We start from the raw sequence: 22,062 nt of genomic DNA on the forward strand, positions 1-22,062 counted from the left end.
ATTCGCGGTGAACAACGAATGAGACCAATACGTATTTCTGCAGGAGAAGACGGTATTTTAAATAAAGTTTAATCATTTACAGTCAGTGGAGGCCGCAACTTATTTCAAGTGTTAGATCGCTTTCAGTTATTTCCCTTTCAGTATGTACGTCACTTTCGATTTTCGATTTTCGTTTTTTGGGAATATCAGGACAAATCCATTCCAGGTAGTATTGAAAAAATGGTACTCAAATTCCTGCTCCCCGTTTTTCGTTAGCAACACGATCATGCCATCCATTTTCATTCGTCTACCATTGGTGTAATCTTTGACGAATGCCCAGTTGTATCCAAATTGTTCTGGCCAAGCAATCTCCCCAAACGAATAAGTGAACTTTTCTGATTGAAAGTAGTCTCGGGCCGTATAGGTTGCTGTTATTACAGCGACTTCAGGCTTCTTTAATACAAGTAAAGCACAACGTTTTGTGGAAGTTTCGACAAATTTGCGCATGGTTGCGTGATTGGATGCGCCAAATGTTTTTGCAAGCGCGAGCGGTGCTCCAATGCTAAGGTCGAGCTTGCACATCTGTTGCTGAAATCTATCATGTTGAAACAAAACAACAGAAGCAAAATAATTAGCTTCGACTTCGAATTGTTCTCGCACATCATGGGAAAGGGTCTGCTGGTTGTCTAAGCAATCGAAAGTTTCCTTTTGCCAAGGAAGCAGATGATGCCCGGCTTCATGCAGCTTTACAAAATTTCGGCGTGAGACGGGCTGGCTCAGATCCAAATAAATTTTTTTTTCCTTGCGATCAAGGATTCCCCTAATCTTTGCAAATATTTTTGAAAAGTCGAGGTTAAATCGCTGTAGGAAGCCATTTTCTATTTTCGACAGATCTACGCCCATTTCAACCAGCAACTCAGCATGAGCTATGATTTCATCCACAGGGGTTGGGAATTTGTCCAACGCCTTGCTCGATTTCAAAAGTTCGTAGGCTATCTTGTCAATTTCTTGTTTGGTGTATGCGTCGATCAAGCTTTCTTTTTTTTATGGCGCAGAAATTTTATATACTCAAGAACCTGACTTTTTTCATCGCTGCTTAGGTTTTCTGCGTAGAATGCGATGTTATTTAACACCTCATCTTCCCGCGACAATTCAGCAGATTTGTCGGACGTGGTGATTATTCCGGCGGCAGCTAGCAATGAATTTAAATTAACTTTGTAGAGTGTTGATAACTTATAAAGGATATTTGCGGATGGCTTCAGGATTTTGCCGTTTTCCAATTGGCTTAAATACGCATTAGATATGCCTGATGCCTCTTCGACTTGTCTCAAAGTCAATTGCAAATGCTCCCTTGCATCTTTGAGTTTTGTACCTAAGGACATAGCGTTTGTTTCAACAAAGTTAGGCAAGCCTGCTTAAAAAGCCAAATCTCGCTAGGTTTATGCTTAATAAAGAAAACTTTGCTAATTATTTGCTTGATAAACTTAGAATTGCTATCTTTGAATTAGAGTTAGCATCAAATAATAGCTCCGAATTATTAAAAATTAAATAAAGTGTCATGAATGAATTAGTTGAGAATAATAATGAAGGCCAGGGAAAGGATTCTGGCAAGAAGAATATCACAATCATCGTTAACGGCTCGCCCGAACAGGTGGACAAAGACGAAATAACATACGAGCAGATCGTTACGTTGGCCTTCTCCGATTATCCCCAGCATCCAGAAAGGAACTATTCAGTAAAATACGTTAGGGGGCATGGTAATAAGCCTGAAGGTATATTGTCTCCCGGTGGTAAAGTAAAAGTAAAAGATGGAATGGAATTCACAGTCACTCCGACTGGTCAGTCATAATGACGATCTAAAAAAACTTCGCGACAAAGGTTATGCTATCGCGCTGGACAGTGATCATTTGGTGATAAGAGACATTCCTTATCTTGATGAACATGGCGAACTTAAGGTCGGCGCGATCGTTTGTAAATTGCTTTTTATAGACAAAGATCATGTCCACCAGGATGACCACCAGATTTATTTTAGTGGCTCTCATCCGTACGAGCTGAACGGTCTTAAGATTGCAAACTTTGGAGGTGGGCCAGTTTCGATCCAGCTACAATCGCCCGACATAAAAGTGGAAAGGTCATTTTCCAACAAGCCAACGGCAACCGGTAAGTATGCAGATCATTTCGAGAAGATCGAAAACTATGTGGCATTAATTTCGGGGCCGGCTATGGAGAAGTATCCTGAAGCGACGCCATATACCTTTAAAGAGTATGTAAGTGTTGGTGACTCCATTTTTAAGTTCAATGACTCGCTTACAAGCCGTGCAGGAATTGGTGACCTATCAGCTCGATTTAACGACGAAGTCATTGCGATTATAGGGCTCGGTGGTACAGGGGCGTATATTCTGGATTTTTTAGTAAAGACGCCGGTTCAACAAATACGCGGCTTTGATCTCGATACGTACCATATACATAACGCCTTTAGATCCCCTGGTGCGTTGAGTAATGAGGAACTTGGACAGAGCAAAGCGGAAGTTTATCAGCGCAGGTATGAAAACTTCCGCCATGGCCTGCAACTTGAACCCAAGTTTATTTTGGCGGGCTCCGAAGATGAGCTTGCCGGAGTTACGTTTGCATTCGTCTGCGTAGACAAGGGCGAATCCCGCGCGAAAATCCATGAATTGCTGCTGAAGTTGTACATTCCGTTTATTGATGTAGGAGTGGGACTCAATCGCGACAGCGGTGCCATTAGTGGGTTGATAAGAACCACTTATTATTCTGCTGAAAGTGCGCAGGCTATTGCTGAGAAAAAGCTTGCTCCAATGGCAGACTACCCCGATGATGTCTACAAAGCCAATATTCAAATTTCAGAGCTGAACGCCTTGAATGCGAGTATTGCTGTGCTCAGGTATAAACAGATACGCGGGTTTTATAGAGATGATAACAAGTTTTATAACATGCTTTTTGACATAAGCGATAACCGAAATGTTGGCGAGAATGAACTCTAAAATCGAACTCAAACGTGTAGAGTTTATACCGAAGGTACCTGAGGCCGGCATATTATATGTATCGGAACGGTTTCAAGTGGCTGTTCATAGCTGTCCTTGCGGATGTGGTAACAAAATTGTTACTCCAATTGGGCCTAGTGAATGGGAGTTTACTGAAGAAGGTGGCAAACCTTCCCTGTATCCTTCTGTCGGCAATTGGCAAATACCCTGCAGATCCCACTATTGGATCACAGACGGCGAAATTCAATGGTCGTATCAATGGTCCGAAAAAATGATCAAAGCCGGGCGTAGGAGAGACAATGCCAAGTTGGAGAAGCATCTCAGGCAAAAAGCACGCGCGCAAAGCAAGTCGTTTTGGAAACGAATTCAACACTGGATTTTGGGAAAGGGATAAATTAATTGTAAATGTTTCCTGGCCTGAAACGTTAAAGATATTTGACCAAATTATAGGTGCTGAAAACCTTTTGGATGAAAAAGAAGTGTATCGACAATTAAAGTCCTCGTATTCCAAACAAGGAGATACTGTGTTAGAGCATCAGTTTCATGGATTAGAAATGAATGCCTATATTGAATATTTAAGTGAAAACCGCAAAGAGTCTGTCAAAAAATATTGGCTTAGTCGAAAGCTCATAAAAAGAGAAAGGACTATCATATTACTACTTAGTGCATTGACCAGTAATTATGGCCAAAGCTTTTGGAGATCGCTTATAACGCTAGGCACGGTTACCGCTATTTTATTTACTTGTATGGTTTGGGCGGAAGGAGTTCACAGTTTAAAATTTATTCCAGACTTTAGTGGAAGGCATATTTTGGCTACTATAGCAAAAGCCTTGGCTTTTGCTAATCCATTAAGAAAATATGAAACTGAATTAGAACGCTGGCCCCCTAATCATTGATATAGTGACACGGATCATTGTCTCTCTCCTTCTGCATTTTCAATATCATTCGCGCAACCAGGCGCTTTGTAAAATAATTAATACCACGTCATGCTGAATTCGTCATAAGCATATTTTGCAATGGTACATTGGTAATGGCTTATCTACTTAAAGGGATTTTTTACAGTTAGTTTTCCATCAATAACCTGTTCATCATGCAAATCTTCTGAATAAGAATCCGAAATTCAATTAAGGAATGTTATGATCGAAAAGTTCAATTTTTATGAGCTTCACAATAATGGAAGAATAAGAATTTTTGGATTGAAATTTTTGAAAGCTGAGAACAAACAAGCTGAGTTTACAATTAAGCATTGCAATTTAGGCAAAGGTGAGTTTTTTGATATTGATCTGCGTCATGCTGATACGATTTTGTTAAACTCGTCACATTTGATTGAATGTACCTTTAATAACATAACATGGCCTAAGTCTTTATACATACCTGAAAAGGATATGGATTCAACTTACTTCTCAGGCATTAAAGAAGCTTACAGACAATTAAAATACGCTTATTCCAAGCAAGGTGATACAGTACTGGAGCATAAATTTCATGGCCTAGAAATGGAAGCATACCCTAAACAATTGAAGCATGACAGAAAAGAGGCGGTCCACGTTCATAAGTCAATCAGGTGGCTTGTTAAAGGTCAAAACTCACTTACATTATGGTTTAGCTGGTGGACTAGCAATTATGGTCAAAATTTTGTTTGGTCTCTCTTAACCTTGGCTGCTTTCAATATAGTTCTATTTACTTTTTTGGCATTAGCTGATGGCGTACCTGGACTGCGTTTTGTGCCGGACTTTTCATATGATCAAATAGTGACTACAGTTGGTGAAGCACTCAAATTTGCTAATCCACTCCGAAAGTATGACACAGATGCTACTGGCTGGTCGGTACTTATTTATCTTGTGATGCGTATTGTTTCATCGTATTGCCTTTATAACGTTATCCGGGCTACGAGACGGTTTGTGAAATAATGGTTTTAAAATGCTTCGCACTGGATTAGCGTGGCATTCCACTAATCCACTTTTGGTACCATCTTTACTATTCCGGATTTTCGTAATTCATCAAATATCACTTGAATGTTGGAAGTGGACTGCCTTTGAGTACCAAACTTTCCTTCTCTTTCCTTACTAAAAGTAAAAAAAACTTGTTCTTTTGCTCGTGATAAAGCCACGAAAAACGCACATTTATCTTCGTCAGGCTGTTTTTGAAAGGACCAGAATGCACCGTCTTCAAGTCCAATAAATACTATGGTGTGGTATTCCAATCCTTTGCTTTTATGAATGGTCATTACTGGAATTGTATCTTTTCCAATAAGCATATCCAAGCTATTTAACACATCTAAAGACTGGGTATAATTGATAGCAAACTCCTTTTTAACTGAATCAAGTTGTTCTTCAAGCAAAGTAGCATTTTTATATTGTAGATTTGAATACCTAATCCCATCCTTTCCAGCATAGTTAACAATGTCATCAATCATCGAATTTATATCGGATTCTTGTAATCTCTTTCTGTCATAGGTCGATTTTGTTGCCGTTATAAAACCCTGATAAGAATATTCCAGTTTGAGCAGGGCATCATCTTGCAATTCAGGATTCAAGTTTCGCAAAAAACGGAATGTAATGTCCTTAGATTCGCCACTTCTTTTTCCAAAAATCAGATATAAGGTGTGAATTATATAAAGGCAAACTTCCTGAGTTAGCAGATCCTGAAATTTATTTTCATCTCTAGCTTTAATTCCGTTATCATTAAAATATTTGATTAGGTTGCCTGCATATATATCCAATTGCTGTTTTACAAGGATGCAAATCTCTCTGGGATCTATACCATCAGTTTTGATCCATTGTTCTACAGATTTAAAGAGTATTTCTTGTTCTTTAACAGGATTCTCGAATACCCAAACTTCACAGGTTCCACGATCAGGGTCCCACTTTGAAGATGGAATTGCCAATTCTTTCTTACCCAAAAGATGTTCTGTAAGATGGTTTAACACAGCTACTAGTCTTGGAGCTGAACGGAAATTCATTCGTAGTGGCATTTGAACAGCTCCAGTTTCGGCAATGTAATCTTCAAAAACAGTTTGCAGGGCACCAGCCCACACCATGATCCGTTGTTTACCATCACCAACAGCAGTAAATGCAGTTGAACTTCCCAAAAAGCAGGATTTAAAGAAATCATATTGGATGTTAGTGGCATCCTGAAACTCATCAAGAAAAACAAAATGATAAGTTTTTTGCAGGTAATCTTTGATTTTAGGGTTAGAATTAATAATAAGCTCGGCCAAACGCATAATCATTTTAAAGGTCAGCTTGGCTGGTTCTCTCCTTAACATCTTTGTCCAGACCTTAAACCTAAGTTTCTCGTTACTATTAGAAACTGGTAAAGGCAATTTTTTGTGAGTGTGATAATTTACAATAGCATTTCTGTTATTGGTATTTGCAAAATTTACATCTTCAGCTCTGTAATATGCTTCTATCGAGGTATCAGAAAGCACTATATCATACTTAGAGGCTATACGATAGTCTTCAGGTAGCGCATGAGAAAAACGGTCCAGCGCGTACTATCTAAGCTAGTTTCAACTGGCACCAGATTAGCAGATTCCATTTACAGAACATTAAATGATCATAATGAAAACAAATCAAAGGAAAATTCACTCTAACATTTTAAAACGATGAATAATTTGTTGAAAGATGGTGATTGATTGCCCAAATATGCTTCTGCAAGGTTTTAATTACGTCAGAGTATTTACTTTTACTTTTGATGGTGATCCCCTCGGATTCACAAATACCTACGGTGAAACCCTATCGACAATATCGCCTAAAAATCGTTATTTTTATAAAAGCACGTTAATCTAAATACAAAAGGAACTCGACTAAACACTCAACAAAAAAAGAAAAACCCGCGATTATCGCAGGTTTTTTCTTTTCAGTGATCCCGCTGGGATCAGAAAATTAGATCGAAACCGTTATTCCATATGCTATTCTCTATAATCAAAATAAAATAGGCCACCCTTTCGGCCACCTGTTCATACTTTATAGTAAATCATAGATCATTTTTTTTCGTTTATGCGTCAAAATTAATGTAATTCAATTAGATTTTGCATTTTATTTTATTTAAAAAACTGTTGATTAGGTACTTATATTGTTTTTTGTCCAAAGTAGCAGATTGTGTTTATATTATTTATATAACAAAATCTGAATATGTGAGTACTGTTGTTAAAAACAGAATTTTGGTGCCTTTAAAGTGTAATTTCTAAAGGATAGTTCCATAATCCTTTACACTTTAAAAACCAAAAAAATGAACGTAACGCATGTTCTTGAACGTATCAAGGAAAATTATCTACATTTTACAAATGTAGGCACCCGGTTTAGTATTGCAGATTTGTTACCCGGAGAAAGTCAAAGGATGCTTAGTTATTGCCAGAAATTTAAGCCTCATGCAGAGAGTAATAGCCTCATTTCTCTTACCAAACAATTTTGTGAGGAACATGGTATTTGGCTGAAAAAATCTATTTACCATCTGAGTTGTGATCCATTTTTGTATCCTTACGCTGAATCTGGCCGGTTATTAATCATGATGAAACACCTGGCAATGGATTTTTTTTTAAACGATAAAATGGGCCGGGATATTTTTAAAAGTCTAAATTCCGAAGAGCAAGAAACAGCCGTCGAATTAATTGGACGTATAGCCTTACTGGATCAAAAATTGAACATTCTGCCAAATGCTCATTTCATTGAACAAATTAATATCGATCTGTTGAAAATGATGCAGGAGCTATCACCCGCAGACTGGTTCAATCGCTTTTTAGAGTTGTATGTTCATCATGTTGAAATTACGCATAGAGATAATGGGGTTAGTTCGTTAGGCTACATTCCTACGGTAACGGAGTATAGTGAAAATCGCTTGCATACCAGCGGTATGATCTTCATGATGATGCGAATTGAATTTGCAGACGGTAATTTCCTTGATTGGGAATGGCTGGAGAAAATAGGAATTGCAAAATATCTTAGGAGACTGCACCAGGTTGTGGCTGAATTTGGTGGCCTATCCAATGATATTTTCAGTTTTGAGAAAGAAGTTATCGATAATTCGTCAGATGCAAATCTGATCATGGTATTAGCTCTTAATGACTTGATACCTAATTTAGAACAATCCTTGAAGCAGGCCGGTTTAATGTTAAAGGCATTGGTAAGCGAATACTTTAACTTGCTGGAGAGAATAAGGGCCATTATTGAAACTATATGCCCAAAAGAGAGCATAAAAGCTGGTTCTTTATCCAAACATCTGGACGGCGTAGAAATCGTGTTTAAAGCGTGTTTGTTATGGCAACTTCATACCGAACGATATAAGAGGCAAAACTCAATTTTTCTGGAAACAGAACTTGTCTTAGATCACAAGTTGACAGCATAATTCTAATAAGCCAGTACCTAAACAACTTTAAGGTGCTGGCTTATCATGTATAGAGTGGCTTTAATTTTTTCAATTGGTTTAATAATTACGTCAACTGCACCAGCCTCTTTAAAGATTCCTGTTTTATCTATATCGCCAGTTATCACAAAAACAGGAATAAATTTGAATATGGGGTGAGTTTTTAAATATTGGAGCGTTTCTAACCCACTTTTCTGTGGCATCTGGTTATCCAGCAAAATTACATCCGGTAAATGTTTCGCCTTTTCCAATATAGATATAACTTCGTCACCGTTTGAAGCCTCGATTACATGACAGCCGTTATCTTTGAACATCCTAACCAGTATTGTTAGGATTACTTTATCATCATCGGCAATTAGTATAGTAATATCTTCCTGATTGGTGGTTATAGGCAACTCTACTGGTAGAGTATCCCTACTGCCGATTACTAAAGGAAAGGCAGCTTTTAAGACTACTTCATCATCTATACTTTCAAAATCGATAATGCCTCCTAATGCTTCTACTTTTCTTTTTACGGAAGCTAAACCTAGACCAGTTCCAATTACAGTATGATCTATTTTGTGAGTAATGAACTGCTCAAAGATCTTGTTTTGTATTTCTAACGGAATATTTGATCCCTTATTTTTTACAAGTAAATACCAGGTTGATTTATCGGCAGTCAAGGTTAAATGTATAACTGTATTTCTGGTTGCGTATTTGATTGTGTTGGACAGAAGATTGTCAGTTATCTTTTGAAGTAACAGTGTGTCACTAATAACCACATCTGGAAAAGATGGTGATATATCTAACTGAATAAAACGATTGTTTCTAATAGCCCAGGCGTTATTTGAGTTTACAATGTCACTAAAACAACTACGAATATCAATTGCTTCCGGGCGTACTAGCTCTTTTTTTCCAGATTCAATTTCTGCATCATCTAATACACCATTTACTTCGTTCCTCATGGTACGTAAAACATAAAACATCTGATCCAATTGAGGAATAACGGCATTTAGGTTAGGGTCTAATTTTGTTTGCTTTTCTATCGTCTGGACAGCATTAAATAGTTTCTGTAATTGATTTCTAAAGTCGTGTAAAGTAAAGCTCTTTACTTCCTTTAAAGAATTGTTGACGATCTTTAGAGAGTTGTTGTCCTTCTCTAAGGTTCTATTGTTTAGTCGAACCTTATAAATTCTGTCATTGTTATTAATATATGGTCTGCCAACAAATGCAAGTATTACAACAATACCAGAGATCACGAAACATTGTATGGTAAAGCCAGTGTCGTAATCTAATTTAAGTGGTGTTACTACTTTGAAAAAATAACAAAATTGAAGGCTAAATAAGATTATAACTGTAGTTGCAAATGCAATTTTTCTATGGTGCTGTTTTGAAAAAATAAGGCAAGTAATCAGTATTAGGAACATTACCATAAATTGCATGTGCAATGATTCGCCCAATATGAGGGAAAAATAGGTGATGGCTATTGACTGCAAATAAAACACAAACATGCTGGCTGCCACATGCTTTTTTCTATAATTTAAATAAAGTACAAAAGCATTAATAAAAAACTCGACGATAACAGGAATAAGAAAAAGTTTTGAGTTAACCAGGATGCATATAGTCGGTACACCCAAAAGCATAATTATCGCAAACAGTAGTGCCAATGAATTTGTTAATCTGATGTTTTCAATCAAAACTTCATCTTCGATTCCTGCTGTACCAGTTTGCGCGATTTGAGAGAATAGTAGAGAGAAAAAGTGAAATGAAGTATGTAACCTTCTCCCTAATGAGTAATAGAGGTTTAATAATGTATTCATAATTTGTAGGTTGAGAACACGCCTTTTTTATGCGTCCCTATCAAAATTCTTTAATTTTTAGTCATGCGGATTTGTGATACTAGACTACCTTTAACGACGATTTGAGTTTCTTTTTTCGGTGTACCACAAGTTAACCAATAACTGTGTTGAAACTGTTAATGGCTTGTTAACAGCGTCGAAAATCCACGCTTATTTTTTGTCCAGTTTAGCTTAGATAAAAGAGTTAATCTGATTAATAAACTTAATCTTGATATTCTGGTTTTGAAGAAGTGTTTTTGTAGTTGAATATATTTAACTTTAAGTTTATGGAAAGCATGCGTAAAGCCTTACGTATGCTGCATTTCATCACACACGACAAGGGGGAGTAGTGTGCAAAAGATGGTCGGTGTTTAACCGACAGACATCTTGCCACTGCCAAACAGTGGGAAGCTCTGCCAGACCTGGAACAGGGCGGCATCTGAGTACGGAACAAAACACCCCGGCTACATTTCCGAAAAACGCAAATGTAGCCGGGGTCATGAAACAGCAGGCATTTTCCTCTACCACCATTTCATCGGAATACGGCTAACAAGCTCAATAGCGGCTAAAAACAAGCCAATAACTCTAATAATATTACCCACAAACCGGGTGAATTTTTCTGAGTACGAAATATGACGATCTTCATCGAACGACAATTTCTTTTGCTTTCCACTTCTCCAACGTTCATACCTATTCCTGCGAACTCCTAAACGCATATTATACCCATAAACAAACAATATCAAACCAATCGCCTGCAACCTGGATAAATGCTCAACAAAATTCACTGAAAAGTGAAATAAAACAACAATTAAATGCCATATAAAGCCCATGATTAAAGATTTAAGCGTGTTAAAAAAAGACCTGATGAAAAAGGAAATTTTGAGGGAAAAGAACTAGCCGAAATACTCGCTAATAAAAGCAGCTACCTTTCTATTTTCCGTGATTGTATCACCGTAGCATTTCAAAAAATTCACTACAAAATCACCGTACAACCAATCAAAAAGAGAAAAAGCAAAAATTTCAATTTCTTGATTAATTCCACCTTCATACTGTATAATGGTTTCAAGCGTTCTCTGTGCGGATAATACATGAAAATTATACCGGCCAATTTGCTCAACTGAGCAAAAATTTTTAAGCTCTTGCCGGTGAAGTAAGGTTATGCAGCAATGCATTTGCAGCCATTTAATAAAAACAGGTACTTCATCCGGGAAAAGCCAAAAAAATTCAGTTGCCTTCTCTACAATTGTAGAATCTTTAGATATTAACATGATTTGAATTTTAAAAGATGTAGTTATAGATATTTCGAATCCTTAAAAAGTTCAGGCCATCCCTGTACTATTATCGCCTTATTTGTACCACTCGCTAGTTGAAACAATTCAAATAACTTTTGATGAAAATTGTTAAGGTTCTGCTGTTCACCATCGTACCAGCTATCAAATAAACATTTTGAATTTTCCATAATCTTATTTTTTAAGATGAATAAAAAAGCAGGGAGTAAAGAGCCTAACCACTCCCTGCGTTAAAAAAATTAAATTGCGTCCTGGTACTCCGCTAAACTTTCAATAAATTTTGATTGAACAGTATTGATTAGTCTATCCAAAAACTCTAAAGCATATTTTTCCTCGAACTTTAAATTTTCCAGCCCAATAATTTTGAGGTCAATATTTTGTCTGATAAACTTTAGATTTTTTAAAAATTGAATTGTTGTAAAACCTCTCTCTGTATATTCATATACATCATTTTCGATAACACCATCCGTATCAATAACCTTATACGTGGCGCGGTTTAACTTCATCCAATTTTCCACCAGAAATTCAAGTGCAGAAGTTTTCCATTCTCTGCAAATTTCAAAATGCGCATCATACAATGAAGGAGAAACTAACCTTTCCGCTACCGCGTGAAAAACACTCAAATCAATTAATACAACTGACATAGAAATAGATTTTAAGATGAACAAATAATATAACCTGGAGCCGGTGCCGTATAGGCACCAGCGTTAATTATGAAGTTCTTTTTTACCCTTGTACTTTCCCTGCACCGTCTCACTACCAAACTTTGCGCGGATTTCGTCCATAGTTTTGTTACCTCTGCCTAAGCTGGTTAAATACTCAGGATGGTAATACCAAACCTTTTTTTTGAAAGCGAACTTTAAACCGATTTTTTTAAGCCTTTCACGCAGAGGGTAAGTATTACCTGATACCCATATCCACAGACCAATAATTTCAATAACAACGCCCTCCAAGGCCATCAACTTCTCTAAAATATCGCGGTACATTACGTTGTCCTTTACGCGCTCTTCCGTTTCTTCCTGGTTGAGATTTTCACCTGCCAAAATCTTCGCACAGATAAACTCATACTCCTTGTTAATCTCCTTCATCACCTCTTCATTGCCCCCCTTGTCCGGGTGATGCTCCATTGCCAACTGTCTGTACCTAGCTTTTACTTCTTCCTGAGTGTTACATCCGTCAAAAAATTTCATACAACATATTTTAGCGTTATCAATATTTTTTCTCGTCCTCCGCCCCCCGATATCATTCCCCCCAAAAGGAAGGAAGCCCGTAAAGACATTAAAGGAGACAACCTGGCACGAGGAATTTGAAAGTTATAAGTCCCGAAGGGGGCCATGCCCGTAGGAAATCAAAAACGAAATGGCATTATGCACTTTCGCATTCCGCCAGGTTGTAGGTTCAATGTTCTTTATCGGTCGCTTCCCTTCCTTTGGGGATAATGATATTATCCCCCTGTTTTTTCATTCGCCAGCGAATGAAAAAACAGCCAGAAGCAACAAACACTAAGAGAAAAAGAAGAGAAAGAAATATTGAGATCCCGGATCAAGTCCGGGATGACGAGGGGGCAAAGATGATTGAGCCGTTATCATGAAGAGAAGGGGGATTTATAACGAGTATGCACATACTCTAATTAAAACGTAAATGAGTATAGAGATCCCGGATCAAGTCCGGGATGACGGGAGAAGGCATGACGACGGGGCAGGTATCACGGGACAGGTTAAGATGACAGGAGAAAGGGAGTACACGAGAGCGGATAGGGTCTACATAACTGAGCCGTTATCACAAAGAATAAAAACGTATACACATTAAAGTTACCTGTATCCGCTACGATCATCAGTTAGTCGATTGCAGCGGCATCGTTTTGAGGCACGAAAAACATACAGCGGAAAGCGCGGATCTTGCAAAGCAAGATAACTGCCTCAATTCCTTTTTAATTATAAACACCAGAACAAAATCAATAACCACATATTAACAAACCCAACCATATATAAAAAACCACCATTCCAAAAAAATGTAATCGTTAACATCGCATTAACGAGTTGATAAACAAAAAATTACGAATATCGTGTTCTCATGTAGTTTGTAATAATTCTGGACCCGCTAACGCGATCCAAACACCAAAATAACTTGCGAATGCTAATACCCACTAATTCTACCAAAGCTGCCAGCAAAAACCCAAACCGGGTTAAAAACATCAATTCCATAATAACAAAAAACAACCAACTTACCTGCCATAAAAAGCAGGGAAAAATTTTATCATTAAGTTCAATATAAGGCAATCTATGGGAAACTCCTTTCCTAAGAGTGTTACTTCCAAAACCATCGGGTTGATTCCAACCTGATTGCTTTTTCATTAACAATTGCCAATAAAAACATTCCAGACACCATAAAACAGGTCGCCTAAAAACAACCTGTTTAAACATACTCTAAAGTTGGCATAGGTATATATGTGCCCTGCTGATCTACAGCGGGGCCCTCCTAACATATGCCGCAAATTCCCGGAAACAAACACTGTGAACATCATGATACAAATACATACCAATACCTACCTGGGTACAACATCCAGAACATGTATAGATTTAGCCATTAAATTTATCCATGACCTATATAAAGAAACCAATCCAGACCAACACCTGGACTGGCTATACACCATATTGCACCATCAAGGCAACGTCACCGAAAAAATTATCCAGATACAACACAGCACACAAGAACCAGAACTCAAAGACAAACTCAAAAAACAATTCAACCTATTTTCCGACCTCTATAACCACCGTTATAAAAGTCAACTCCTTATCGAAACCTTTAACAAAGAGCTGGCAGAAACAATTGTAAACTATCAAAACATACACCCCACCATACTCAGCAAATCCGAACAACAAAAACAAATTCGCAAGCTCCTGTACATCAAAACCGGAACACTCCATATCAAACAAGAAACCACCACAAAAAATCCAGTAAACCAACTAAAAATTGATATACACCCACTATATCAAACCCTCCATACCCTGTACCACTTACACAAATACAAATTCACCTTTACCTACAATGAAGATATCAGACCATCACAATACACCGTGATCGAACCAAGACTAGCCCAACTACATCATAAAAATACAAAAGCAGCATATGAAACAGAAGAGGATGGAAGCATCACCATCACAGGCCATAGTGCAGTCCTTGGCTCCATATATCAAGTATTCGAAACACTACTCCATACCGAAAAACACGATACCCGTATCGACGTACTCGCAAACGCACCAACACGCTTTGCAGACCTCTACCAGCAAATCAACAACTTAAACATCAGCAATACCAGCAAACAAAAAATAGACCTGCAACTCAGAAAGAGCCTGTTTAGAATCAGCGGCCTCTTACACGAAAAACACATCACCAACCTACCAACCTACAAACCACAATAAATGGAAAATCAAAAACACCAACTACTAGACCAGATCAGCACCTTTATTTTTCAAGAAATCCTGAAAAACAGAGGACCAGAAAACAAACTAGAAATACTGTACCAAACCCTGCAACTCGCAGGCACCGTACAAGATAAACTCGACTGGCTAAACACCCAGCTCATACCACCAAGCAAACGAACAGCATTCGAACAGTTGCAACAGCAACCCCTACACGAATGCCTAAAAGACCCCTTATTCACCAACCACTTTAACCAATCACTAAATAAAAATATCCAATTCATACAAAACGAAATACCAACACTCAAAAACGGCCAAGAACAACAAGAATTTGTAGAAAAACAAAAACGCCAAACCCTCAACCGGTATACCTTTTACCGGGATCAAACTATTACCACAACAGACAAAAAAACACTGACCCATTACCTGCAAAAACTATATAAACTCGTACACACACAATACTATTTACAGCAAGATAAAATCACAGACCAGTACATCGGCTTTGACCCCTTACAATATACCGTACTCGATAAAGAACAAGCCCAAAAACTGTACCTGCACACCCAACTCATAGAAATGGCAAACCATTACAACCTCACACACAGCCATTCCTATCTCGGCATAAAACCCGTTTTAGACCAAGTAACCACCATCTTCAAACAACTCCTAAACGCAAAGCAACAAAGTATAGAAGCCCTAAACATCAGCCTCCAACCATATGAACACTTTCCAAAGTTTGGGCAACAATTAGCCAGCCTAAACCTACCACCAACCCACGGCAATAAAATAACCAACCAATTCATTGCAGCCATCCACGGCCTGCAACATTGGTTTATCAAAAACAACGAACAAGAAATACCAGTGCAAACGGAATTTACCATCCTCAACTTTAACATCTATAGATCATGAACACCGAAATCATGGAAAAAATCAATAGCATAGCCCTACAACAGCAAAGCCATTTGTGGGATGCAATGGCCGCATTTATTACCGCTGGATGGCTGGACCAACTAGAACCAGAGCAACAACTATTAATACTACACACCATCATATTCGCACAAGGAGACCTGGGCGACAAAGTAGACCAGCTCTACAAATTCAATTTCGAAACAAAGACCAAAACCCACATAGCAAAATTTAAAAAGCAACTCAACAAACAAGATACAACCAACATACTCGTTATTGAAGGATTTATACTCATGCTGCAAGTCTATATAGACAGCATACAAGACCAGCATGCCGTACTATACAGTTATCACCAATTAGGCCCCTTTGTGAGCCAAGAAATGCGGAAAAATATATCCTCCTACACCCTGACCGGCAAGCAACCCATTTACGAGAGCGAAGCCACAAACCTTTTCGAGAACTTAAACAATATACACAACACCATAAGAACGCTCCATTACCTTTCAGCTTACCACATAAGCGAAGCCTGGGACCAATACCCTGTAAATACCTACAACATCTTAGAACTACACCAAGCCCAATGCCTAAATGTCAAACAAACCTTTAGAGACGGTTTAAACACACCAGACGATCATCAGATCACCTTTTACGCACAAACCTGGATCTTAGAACTGATGAACAAAAACTTTAAGCTAGGATTAAAAGTAGCAGAAAATCCCAATGCCCAACAACTCACCAGCCAGCCCTTTGAAAACTATCCCGAATTAAACCAACAATTACAATCTATACATACACCCGACCCGCAACGCGAAGCCATAAAAGCAATTTTCTTAGACAGCATGACCAAAATACAAATCTGTTTTGACAACTGCCTAATCGATACACTACCCATCATCAAAACATTCGAACAATAAAAAAGACCCATTAACAATAAAAACTTAAAACACAATACCATGTATCACATAAAAGAAGGAGAAGAAAGGAACATTAACCACGAATTTCTGGTAGACCTGGATGAACTCATAAGCAGTTTCATAAAAGCCACAAAATTCACCCAGCAAAAACTAGAAACCTATTACCGCATGACTTACAATACCGGCGATATCCGGCAAAAACTCAGCATACTCCTTCAGGACGAATTAGAACCCGAAGTAGACGAACTCCTAAACAACCTGTTTAAAAAGTACACCGAAGAAACCTTTAGAAACTTAGACAGCTATGACAGATTTGTACACTTCCTAAGCGCAGCACCAATAACCTTGTGTTTTAACGAACGTATCCAGCTCATGGACTTTACCGAACAAAGGAGCATGGCAGAAAAATGCCTCACCGTCCCAAAGTCCTATTGCACCGTCACCTTTAACAAAGTACAGAAACAATTATCCGGCTTTAAAATACACTTCGAACAACTATACGACTATTTTAGAAAAATCATTTACCTCAGCAAACACAACTTTGCAACCAGCTATTTCGACTTTGACACCACACAATGCACAGTGTTAAATGCGAACCTAGCCCAAGACATCAATTTTAACCACAGCCTGCAATCCCTGTCCGGAAATGACCTGCTCAAATACAAAATTATTTTCAAAGGCAATTCCGATGCGATAAAACCCATAGGAAACATCTTTCACCTGCTTATCCCCAATGTGGATAGCACCAGCCTAGAAGAAATGATCAAAGAACCAGACCTCTATTTTCCCTTTCCAATGAAACAACTCCACGCAGCACCCCTGTATAAAAAAGGAAGAGAAAACCTGCAAGAAGAATTTTTCACCATCCTTAACAGAATAAACAACACCTATATCCAAAACGAACAAATCATACAAGTACCACTAATTGAAGAAATAAGAGAAGAAGAACAATAAAAAAACACCAATATGGAACAAACCTCAGCCATTAATACCACCGTCGGGGAAATAAAGGAAACCAGTCTGGTTAACTACCTGAGCAATATGATCGAAAAGCACCTCATCAAGCCAAACGATCCCATCATCACCCTGTTCTACCTCTACGAACTCAGACACACAACAGGAGAAATATCACATAAACTATTCAGGTTGAGTAGAATAAATTCAGACCTGCAATTCCACCAAACACTAAAAGAATTATACCGGACATACAACTATCACCAGTTGATAGACCAAGACCAAACCAAACAATTTACCACCAAACTCAACACCATTATCAAAAGAGAAGAAAACATAGGCCACAGCAATGTAGATGCAGAAGAATTTCCGTTTAAAGTACTGAACGAACAAAAACAACAAGAACTGGTCACCAAAGAATTGGCCAAAGACAAACACCTGTACAGAATACAATTTACCCATTGGAAAAATGCAGAAGAACTACGGCAATGCCGCGATGAAATAACAGACCTGTATAACTTCCTTTGGGAAATCTATTATATCGACACCCATACCATAGCCATAAACTACCATGAATTTATACACCGCAACCTGGCCGTATTGGCACCAGAACACGTAGAAAAACTCTCCCTGAGTAAACTACACACACCACTGGCCAATGAACACGCCGACAATAACCAAATGTGTTCCCTTGGCAACGCAGCAATTTTTACCATCATGAACACCATGATATCAGAAATTAAAGCAGCACCCATAAAAATAAGCTACCTGGAAAACTACAATGAACTCTCCGAACGGTGGCCCTATCTATTCCAGACCTTCAGCAATAACAAACTACCAGAAACATACACCTATCAACTCACACAAACCTTTTTCGATATCGTGTATAAACTCAGCACCAGGCTATACCAAAAAAACGAACTCATAGGTATACCCACCATAGAAAGCATCTAACATTAACACCTAAACACAAAAAAATGAAAAAATTCTCTAAGCATACCGACCACACCTTCCAAGGCAAAGAACAAGACTTTTGGGAAGAACTCATTATGAGAACAGAAGATAACCTGCAAGTCATAGACCCTCTTAAATCCTTAGAATGCCTGTATGAAATGCGTAATACAGAAGGAACAGTATTCGACAAAATCAACACACTCCTAAAGACAGATAAGTTTGTCTTTAACCAAATCGCCATAGAAAACCTGCAAAAACACTTTGAAGCCTCACTGTTCAAAGATGAAAAATTCACAGAACCCTTTAATCAATTTATCAAAAATTTTCTCCGCACCCAGCAAAACAAACTAAACAAACAAGCTAAAAGAAAACCAGGCGTTAAAGAATCCCCATTCCAAACCTTAAGTTATAAAGAACAAATTGAACTCGTAGAAAAAGAACTAGAAAAAGACATGTATCTTTATACCGTAACCTTTACCGATAAAAACAAAGTACTCTCTATCTATAACGAACCATCCGATTACGATTTCATTTTTATCGACCTCTATAACTACCTGCAAAAACTCTATTACTTTCACACCCATGATATCGCAGTCACTTATCACAAAGAATACTATTTTCATACCACCATATTAGACGAGGACCTTGCCCTAAAACTCTCCGGTACAAATATCCGCAGTGTCCCCAAGTTCAGCAAAGACCTTGACCGCGTAACAAAATTTACAGGGCATAAAGAAATCTTTGAAATCATGAACGACATGTTAACCAACATGCAAAACCATACCGTAGACCATAGCTGGACCAAATCCCACTTTGACGAAATCGGCTCCTTTGCAACACGCTTCCCCTTCGTAAACAAAGCCGTCAACAGCACATTTGCCTACGAATACCGCTCCAAACTAACCGACGAGCTGTATAAAATGGTAGAGTATATAGAAAGCTGGTTTACGGACCCCATACTCGCAAGCACCCCAACCATTACCCTCATAGAAATACCCTAAATTTATAAAAACAAAGCAAATGAGTAATTCCAGCTCTAACCAACCATCAACCAAAGAAGAATTTCTACAAGAACTAGAAGGCTTTATTGAGGTCGATGTAGTTAATTTAGATGATTTCCATCTATCACTGGCCCGGTTATACCTCATGCTCTACTATGAAGGAAGCATTCAAAAGAAAATTAAGCTCCTGAGTTTGTCAGATAACGACCCCTTTATCTTCATCGGCGTGAAGATCCTAAAGCAAGACTATATGCGTCTTTTTATGAACTATGACCTGATCAAACCCTTTAACGAAATGCTGAAAAAACAAGTCAGGAGAATACAAGACCACGCCAGTATATACAATAAAATTTGCAATTTAAACCCCGAATTTGAAAACACAGAATTTGCAGAACCCATATATAACTTACTAAACTACGATGAACAAGAAACAATCATTAATAGAGAACTCAAAAGAAAAAGATGGAACTACACCCTAAAATTTTCCCATAGTCAAAACGAAGAACAACTCCAAGAACACCAAAACGACCTTAAACAATTCTACCACTTTGTCATGGAACTCCACTACATCCATGAACACAGAATCGCTTTAAACTACTCAAAATGGAACTATCGGTCCCTCACCATACTCGATATAGACCTCTTACCCAAACTCTCCATACAAGAACTACAAATACCCAGCATCAGCCATAATGAGAACAAAGACGAGCTATATTTCTCCGGCGATAAACAAATCCTCTACTACATGAACGAAATGTTTTTAGAAATACAAAGTAACCCGGCTAAAAAACGCTTTCTATTTTTGCGGTCAATACTTAGAGAAGCCGACCTGTACGATAACTACAAAGATGAATTAACTGAAAAATTCCTGCCACAAGTCGAAATTTTTGAAGCTAAATTTAAGACGGGAAGCCTAAAAGAAACCCACCTAATACCAACCTAAAAACAAAAAAAGAGGCTCAACAGAGCCTCTTTTCGTACCATCAATAAAATCCTTCACCAAACCTATAAACTCGCAAACAACAATTTCCATTTAAGGCCATCCCGCTCATAAGTACGTTCGCCATATAACACCCTGTCCGTATCTCCATTTAGTGAATTAAAAGGCGTAAAATCACTTAATAAATACTGATAAACCACCTTAGTACATACACGCCCATCTATCAATGTGTCCTTAATCTCTATATGGTCATTAAGTTGAACCGTAGCTGTTCTAACTTTGTAATTCGTCGGGATCTGCGAAGGCAGGGCATACTTTAGCCCCTTATCCGTCAACCTAACATAATGCCTGTCCCTGGCCTTTAGATCAATATCTAAATAACCCTGCCCAGCCAATAAAAGATAAGGAGAATCACTTGCAAAACTCTTGCTGTCCATAACAATATTTTCATACCCATAATTCCCGACATTCTTAGAAACAAGAGCAATAGCCTCTTCCTTGGTCATTTGAGGCGGTTGAGTTGACTGAGTTGGCTTAGAGGGCTGATTACAAGCAAGCATTGCCGTAACCGACAAAACAAAAACTAAAAACTTCATAACAGTGATTTTTTAAATTACGTGAGATAATGTGCAAAATACATCATACCCAAACGCCAAAACGTTTATAAGAAGTTAACAAAGCAAACCCTTTATAAAAACGAAAGGAGACTATGCAGCCTCCTTCGTTCCCTATCTCCACAGGTAACCCTTATTAACCCGCAGAAAGTCCTAGTTCCGGTGTATCCTAACCCATTTGTTATTTTTCCTGACCAACTTAACCGTACCATCCAAAGGAGAAAAACTCTCCGACTGCAACAACGCAAAGCGCGAAACATCAGTATAAGAAATCCGGTAATCAACCAAAACCACCGGAAGCCCATCCTCTTCACCCGGAACAACACGCTTAATGTTCAGCACCTTATTGGCCAAACGCAATAATTTTTCCGTCGTATCCTTAGCAGGACTACGCACCGTATCTTTCGCCCCCAAATCAGCAATAGTCACATAAGGCGAACCACCAATCACACGCCCCCGGTTAACCTTGATCAGTTTTTCCCTTTCCAAAGTAGGCAAGGCCGGATTGCGCAACACCATAAAATCGCCCGTTGAAAAAGGAAAGTAAACCGTATCCTTTGCCATCACCATTTTTTTAACCACATCATACGCCTCAGCATTGCTCATAGCCCTTTGATCAGAAGCCATAAAACAACCAGACACCAAAACCACCAGCGCAGCATACAAAAACACTTGTCTCATAATTCATTTTTTTAAAGATTAAACCATTAACAAACTGCCCGTAAATTAAGCCACTAAGCCAAACCAAAACGTTACCAGCATGTTAACCGAAAAATAACACAAACGTGTGATACACACCCCACGCAAAAAACAAGGGGGATATCTAAAAAAACACCATACCTAAAAAATTAAGGAACAATTCCTAAAACAATAAATACTAAAAAACTTAGCAAATAGAAAATAATGTAG

Annotated in this window: 23 protein-coding genes; 13 read left to right on the plus strand and 10 right to left on the minus strand. The window is 38.2% G+C overall.

Annotation, left to right across the window (positions count from 1 at the left end; all coding sequences use genetic code 11):
* Positions 1-126: 126 nt before the first annotated feature.
* Positions 127-1,011 carry an ImmA/IrrE family metallo-endopeptidase gene (locus tag GO495_RS06500; RefSeq protein WP_157298850.1) on the minus strand — a complete coding sequence of 295 codons (885 nt, stop codon included), beginning with the start codon at positions 1,009-1,011 and terminating at the stop codon, positions 127-129.
* Positions 1,008-1,361, minus strand: a complete 354-nt coding sequence (locus GO495_RS06505) for a helix-turn-helix domain-containing protein (protein WP_157298851.1) — start codon at positions 1,359-1,361, stop codon at positions 1,008-1,010. The genes GO495_RS06500 and GO495_RS06505 overlap by 4 nt, the downstream gene beginning before the upstream one ends.
* Positions 1,362-1,537: 176 nt before the next feature.
* Between GO495_RS06505 and GO495_RS06510 the strand changes: the two genes are divergently transcribed.
* The 5 genes from GO495_RS06510 (at position 1,538) to GO495_RS06525 (ending at position 4,888) form a co-directional block, all read left to right on the plus strand.
* Positions 1,538-1,828: a multiubiquitin domain-containing protein gene (locus tag GO495_RS06510; protein ID WP_157298852.1), complete on the plus strand. Its 291-nt coding sequence runs from the start codon at positions 1,538-1,540 to the stop codon at positions 1,826-1,828.
* Positions 1,788-2,981 carry a ThiF family adenylyltransferase gene (locus GO495_RS06515; protein ID WP_157298853.1) on the plus strand — a complete coding sequence of 398 codons (1,194 nt, stop codon included), beginning with the start codon at positions 1,788-1,790 and terminating at the stop codon, positions 2,979-2,981. The genes GO495_RS06510 and GO495_RS06515 overlap by 41 nt, the downstream gene beginning before the upstream one ends.
* Positions 2,971-3,375 carry a ubiquitination-like system serine protease family protein gene (locus GO495_RS32640; RefSeq protein ID WP_420808902.1) on the plus strand — a complete coding sequence of 135 codons (405 nt, stop codon included), beginning with the start codon at positions 2,971-2,973 and terminating at the stop codon, positions 3,373-3,375. Before GO495_RS06515 ends, GO495_RS32640 begins: the two co-directional genes overlap by 11 nt.
* Positions 3,281-3,877 carry a hypothetical protein gene (locus tag GO495_RS06520; protein ID WP_157298854.1) on the plus strand — a complete coding sequence of 199 codons (597 nt, stop codon included), beginning with the start codon at positions 3,281-3,283 and terminating at the stop codon, positions 3,875-3,877. The genes GO495_RS32640 and GO495_RS06520 overlap by 95 nt, the downstream gene beginning before the upstream one ends.
* A 240-nt stretch (positions 3,878-4,117) precedes the next feature.
* Positions 4,118-4,888 carry a hypothetical protein gene (locus GO495_RS06525; protein WP_157298855.1) on the plus strand — a complete coding sequence of 257 codons (771 nt, stop codon included), beginning with the start codon at positions 4,118-4,120 and terminating at the stop codon, positions 4,886-4,888.
* Positions 4,889-4,929: 41 nt separating this feature from the next.
* Here the strand turns inward: GO495_RS06525 and GO495_RS06530 are convergent, their stop codons facing one another.
* The gene (locus GO495_RS06530; protein WP_157298856.1) at positions 4,930-6,408 is read right to left on the minus strand and encodes a 3'-5' exonuclease; all 1,479 of its coding nucleotides are present in this window, start codon (positions 6,406-6,408) and stop codon (positions 4,930-4,932) included.
* A gap of 803 nt (positions 6,409-7,211) precedes the next feature.
* Between GO495_RS06530 and GO495_RS06535 the strand changes: the two genes are divergently transcribed.
* Complete coding sequence (locus tag GO495_RS06535; RefSeq protein WP_157298857.1) at positions 7,212-8,324, plus strand: terpene synthase family protein; 1,113 nt, start codon at positions 7,212-7,214, stop codon at positions 8,322-8,324.
* 17 nt (positions 8,325-8,341) lie between these two features.
* On the opposite strand, the gene GO495_RS06540 is transcribed toward GO495_RS06535, so the two are convergent.
* The 5 genes from GO495_RS06540 to GO495_RS06560 all read right to left on the minus strand — a co-directional run bounded on the left by GO495_RS06540 (position 8,342) and on the right by GO495_RS06560 (position 12,638).
* On the minus strand, positions 8,342-10,141 hold the full coding sequence (locus GO495_RS06540) for a hybrid sensor histidine kinase/response regulator (protein ID WP_157298858.1): 1,800 nt from the start codon (positions 10,139-10,141) through the stop codon (positions 8,342-8,344).
* A 539-nt stretch (positions 10,142-10,680) separates the two neighbouring features.
* Complete coding sequence (locus tag GO495_RS06545) at positions 10,681-10,989, minus strand: hypothetical protein (RefSeq protein WP_157298859.1); 309 nt, start codon at positions 10,987-10,989, stop codon at positions 10,681-10,683.
* Between the two features lie 63 nt (positions 10,990-11,052).
* The gene (locus tag GO495_RS06550) at positions 11,053-11,427 is read right to left on the minus strand and encodes a hypothetical protein (RefSeq protein ID WP_157298860.1); all 375 of its coding nucleotides are present in this window, start codon (positions 11,425-11,427) and stop codon (positions 11,053-11,055) included.
* Between the two features lie 260 nt (positions 11,428-11,687).
* Positions 11,688-12,092: a hypothetical protein gene (locus GO495_RS06555; protein ID WP_157298861.1), complete on the minus strand. Its 405-nt coding sequence runs from the start codon at positions 12,090-12,092 to the stop codon at positions 11,688-11,690.
* Between the two features lie 63 nt (positions 12,093-12,155).
* A complete protein-coding gene (locus GO495_RS06560) occupies positions 12,156-12,638 on the minus strand; it encodes a J domain-containing protein (protein ID WP_157298862.1) in 483 nt (160 codons plus the stop codon).
* A gap of 1,332 nt (positions 12,639-13,970) precedes the next feature.
* Between GO495_RS06560 and GO495_RS06565 the strand changes: the two genes are divergently transcribed.
* The 7 genes from GO495_RS06565 to GO495_RS06595 are packed head-to-tail and all read left to right on the plus strand — an operon-like array spanning position 13,971 to position 20,542.
* Positions 13,971-14,870 carry a hypothetical protein gene (locus GO495_RS06565; protein WP_157298863.1) on the plus strand — a complete coding sequence of 300 codons (900 nt, stop codon included), beginning with the start codon at positions 13,971-13,973 and terminating at the stop codon, positions 14,868-14,870.
* Positions 14,871-15,779: a hypothetical protein gene (locus GO495_RS06570; RefSeq protein WP_157298864.1), complete on the plus strand. Its 909-nt coding sequence runs from the start codon at positions 14,871-14,873 to the stop codon at positions 15,777-15,779.
* Complete coding sequence (locus GO495_RS06575) at positions 15,776-16,690, plus strand: hypothetical protein (protein ID WP_157298865.1); 915 nt, start codon at positions 15,776-15,778, stop codon at positions 16,688-16,690. The genes GO495_RS06570 and GO495_RS06575 overlap by 4 nt, the downstream gene beginning before the upstream one ends.
* Before the next feature lie 39 nt (positions 16,691-16,729).
* Positions 16,730-17,644, plus strand: coding sequence for a hypothetical protein (locus GO495_RS06580; protein ID WP_157298866.1), 915 nt, complete (start codon positions 16,730-16,732; stop codon positions 17,642-17,644).
* A 12-nt stretch (positions 17,645-17,656) separates the two neighbouring features.
* Positions 17,657-18,598: a hypothetical protein gene (locus GO495_RS06585; RefSeq protein ID WP_157298867.1), complete on the plus strand. Its 942-nt coding sequence runs from the start codon at positions 17,657-17,659 to the stop codon at positions 18,596-18,598.
* Positions 18,599-18,621: 23 nt separating this feature from the next.
* Complete coding sequence (locus GO495_RS06590) at positions 18,622-19,599, plus strand: hypothetical protein (protein ID WP_157298868.1); 978 nt, start codon at positions 18,622-18,624, stop codon at positions 19,597-19,599.
* 19 nt (positions 19,600-19,618) lie between these two features.
* Positions 19,619-20,542: a hypothetical protein gene (locus GO495_RS06595; protein WP_157298869.1), complete on the plus strand. Its 924-nt coding sequence runs from the start codon at positions 19,619-19,621 to the stop codon at positions 20,540-20,542.
* A gap of 62 nt (positions 20,543-20,604) precedes the next feature.
* Here the strand turns inward: GO495_RS06595 and GO495_RS06600 are convergent, their stop codons facing one another.
* Positions 20,605-21,135: a hypothetical protein gene (locus tag GO495_RS06600; RefSeq protein WP_157298870.1), complete on the minus strand. Its 531-nt coding sequence runs from the start codon at positions 21,133-21,135 to the stop codon at positions 20,605-20,607.
* A 171-nt stretch (positions 21,136-21,306) separates the two neighbouring features.
* Positions 21,307-21,834 carry a hypothetical protein gene (locus tag GO495_RS06605; RefSeq protein ID WP_157298871.1) on the minus strand — a complete coding sequence of 176 codons (528 nt, stop codon included), beginning with the start codon at positions 21,832-21,834 and terminating at the stop codon, positions 21,307-21,309.
* Between the last annotated feature and the right edge of the window lie 228 nt (positions 21,835-22,062).

Source organism: Chitinophaga oryziterrae, assembly GCF_009758125.1.
Classification (GTDB): domain Bacteria; phylum Bacteroidota; class Bacteroidia; order Chitinophagales; family Chitinophagaceae; genus Chitinophaga; species Chitinophaga oryziterrae.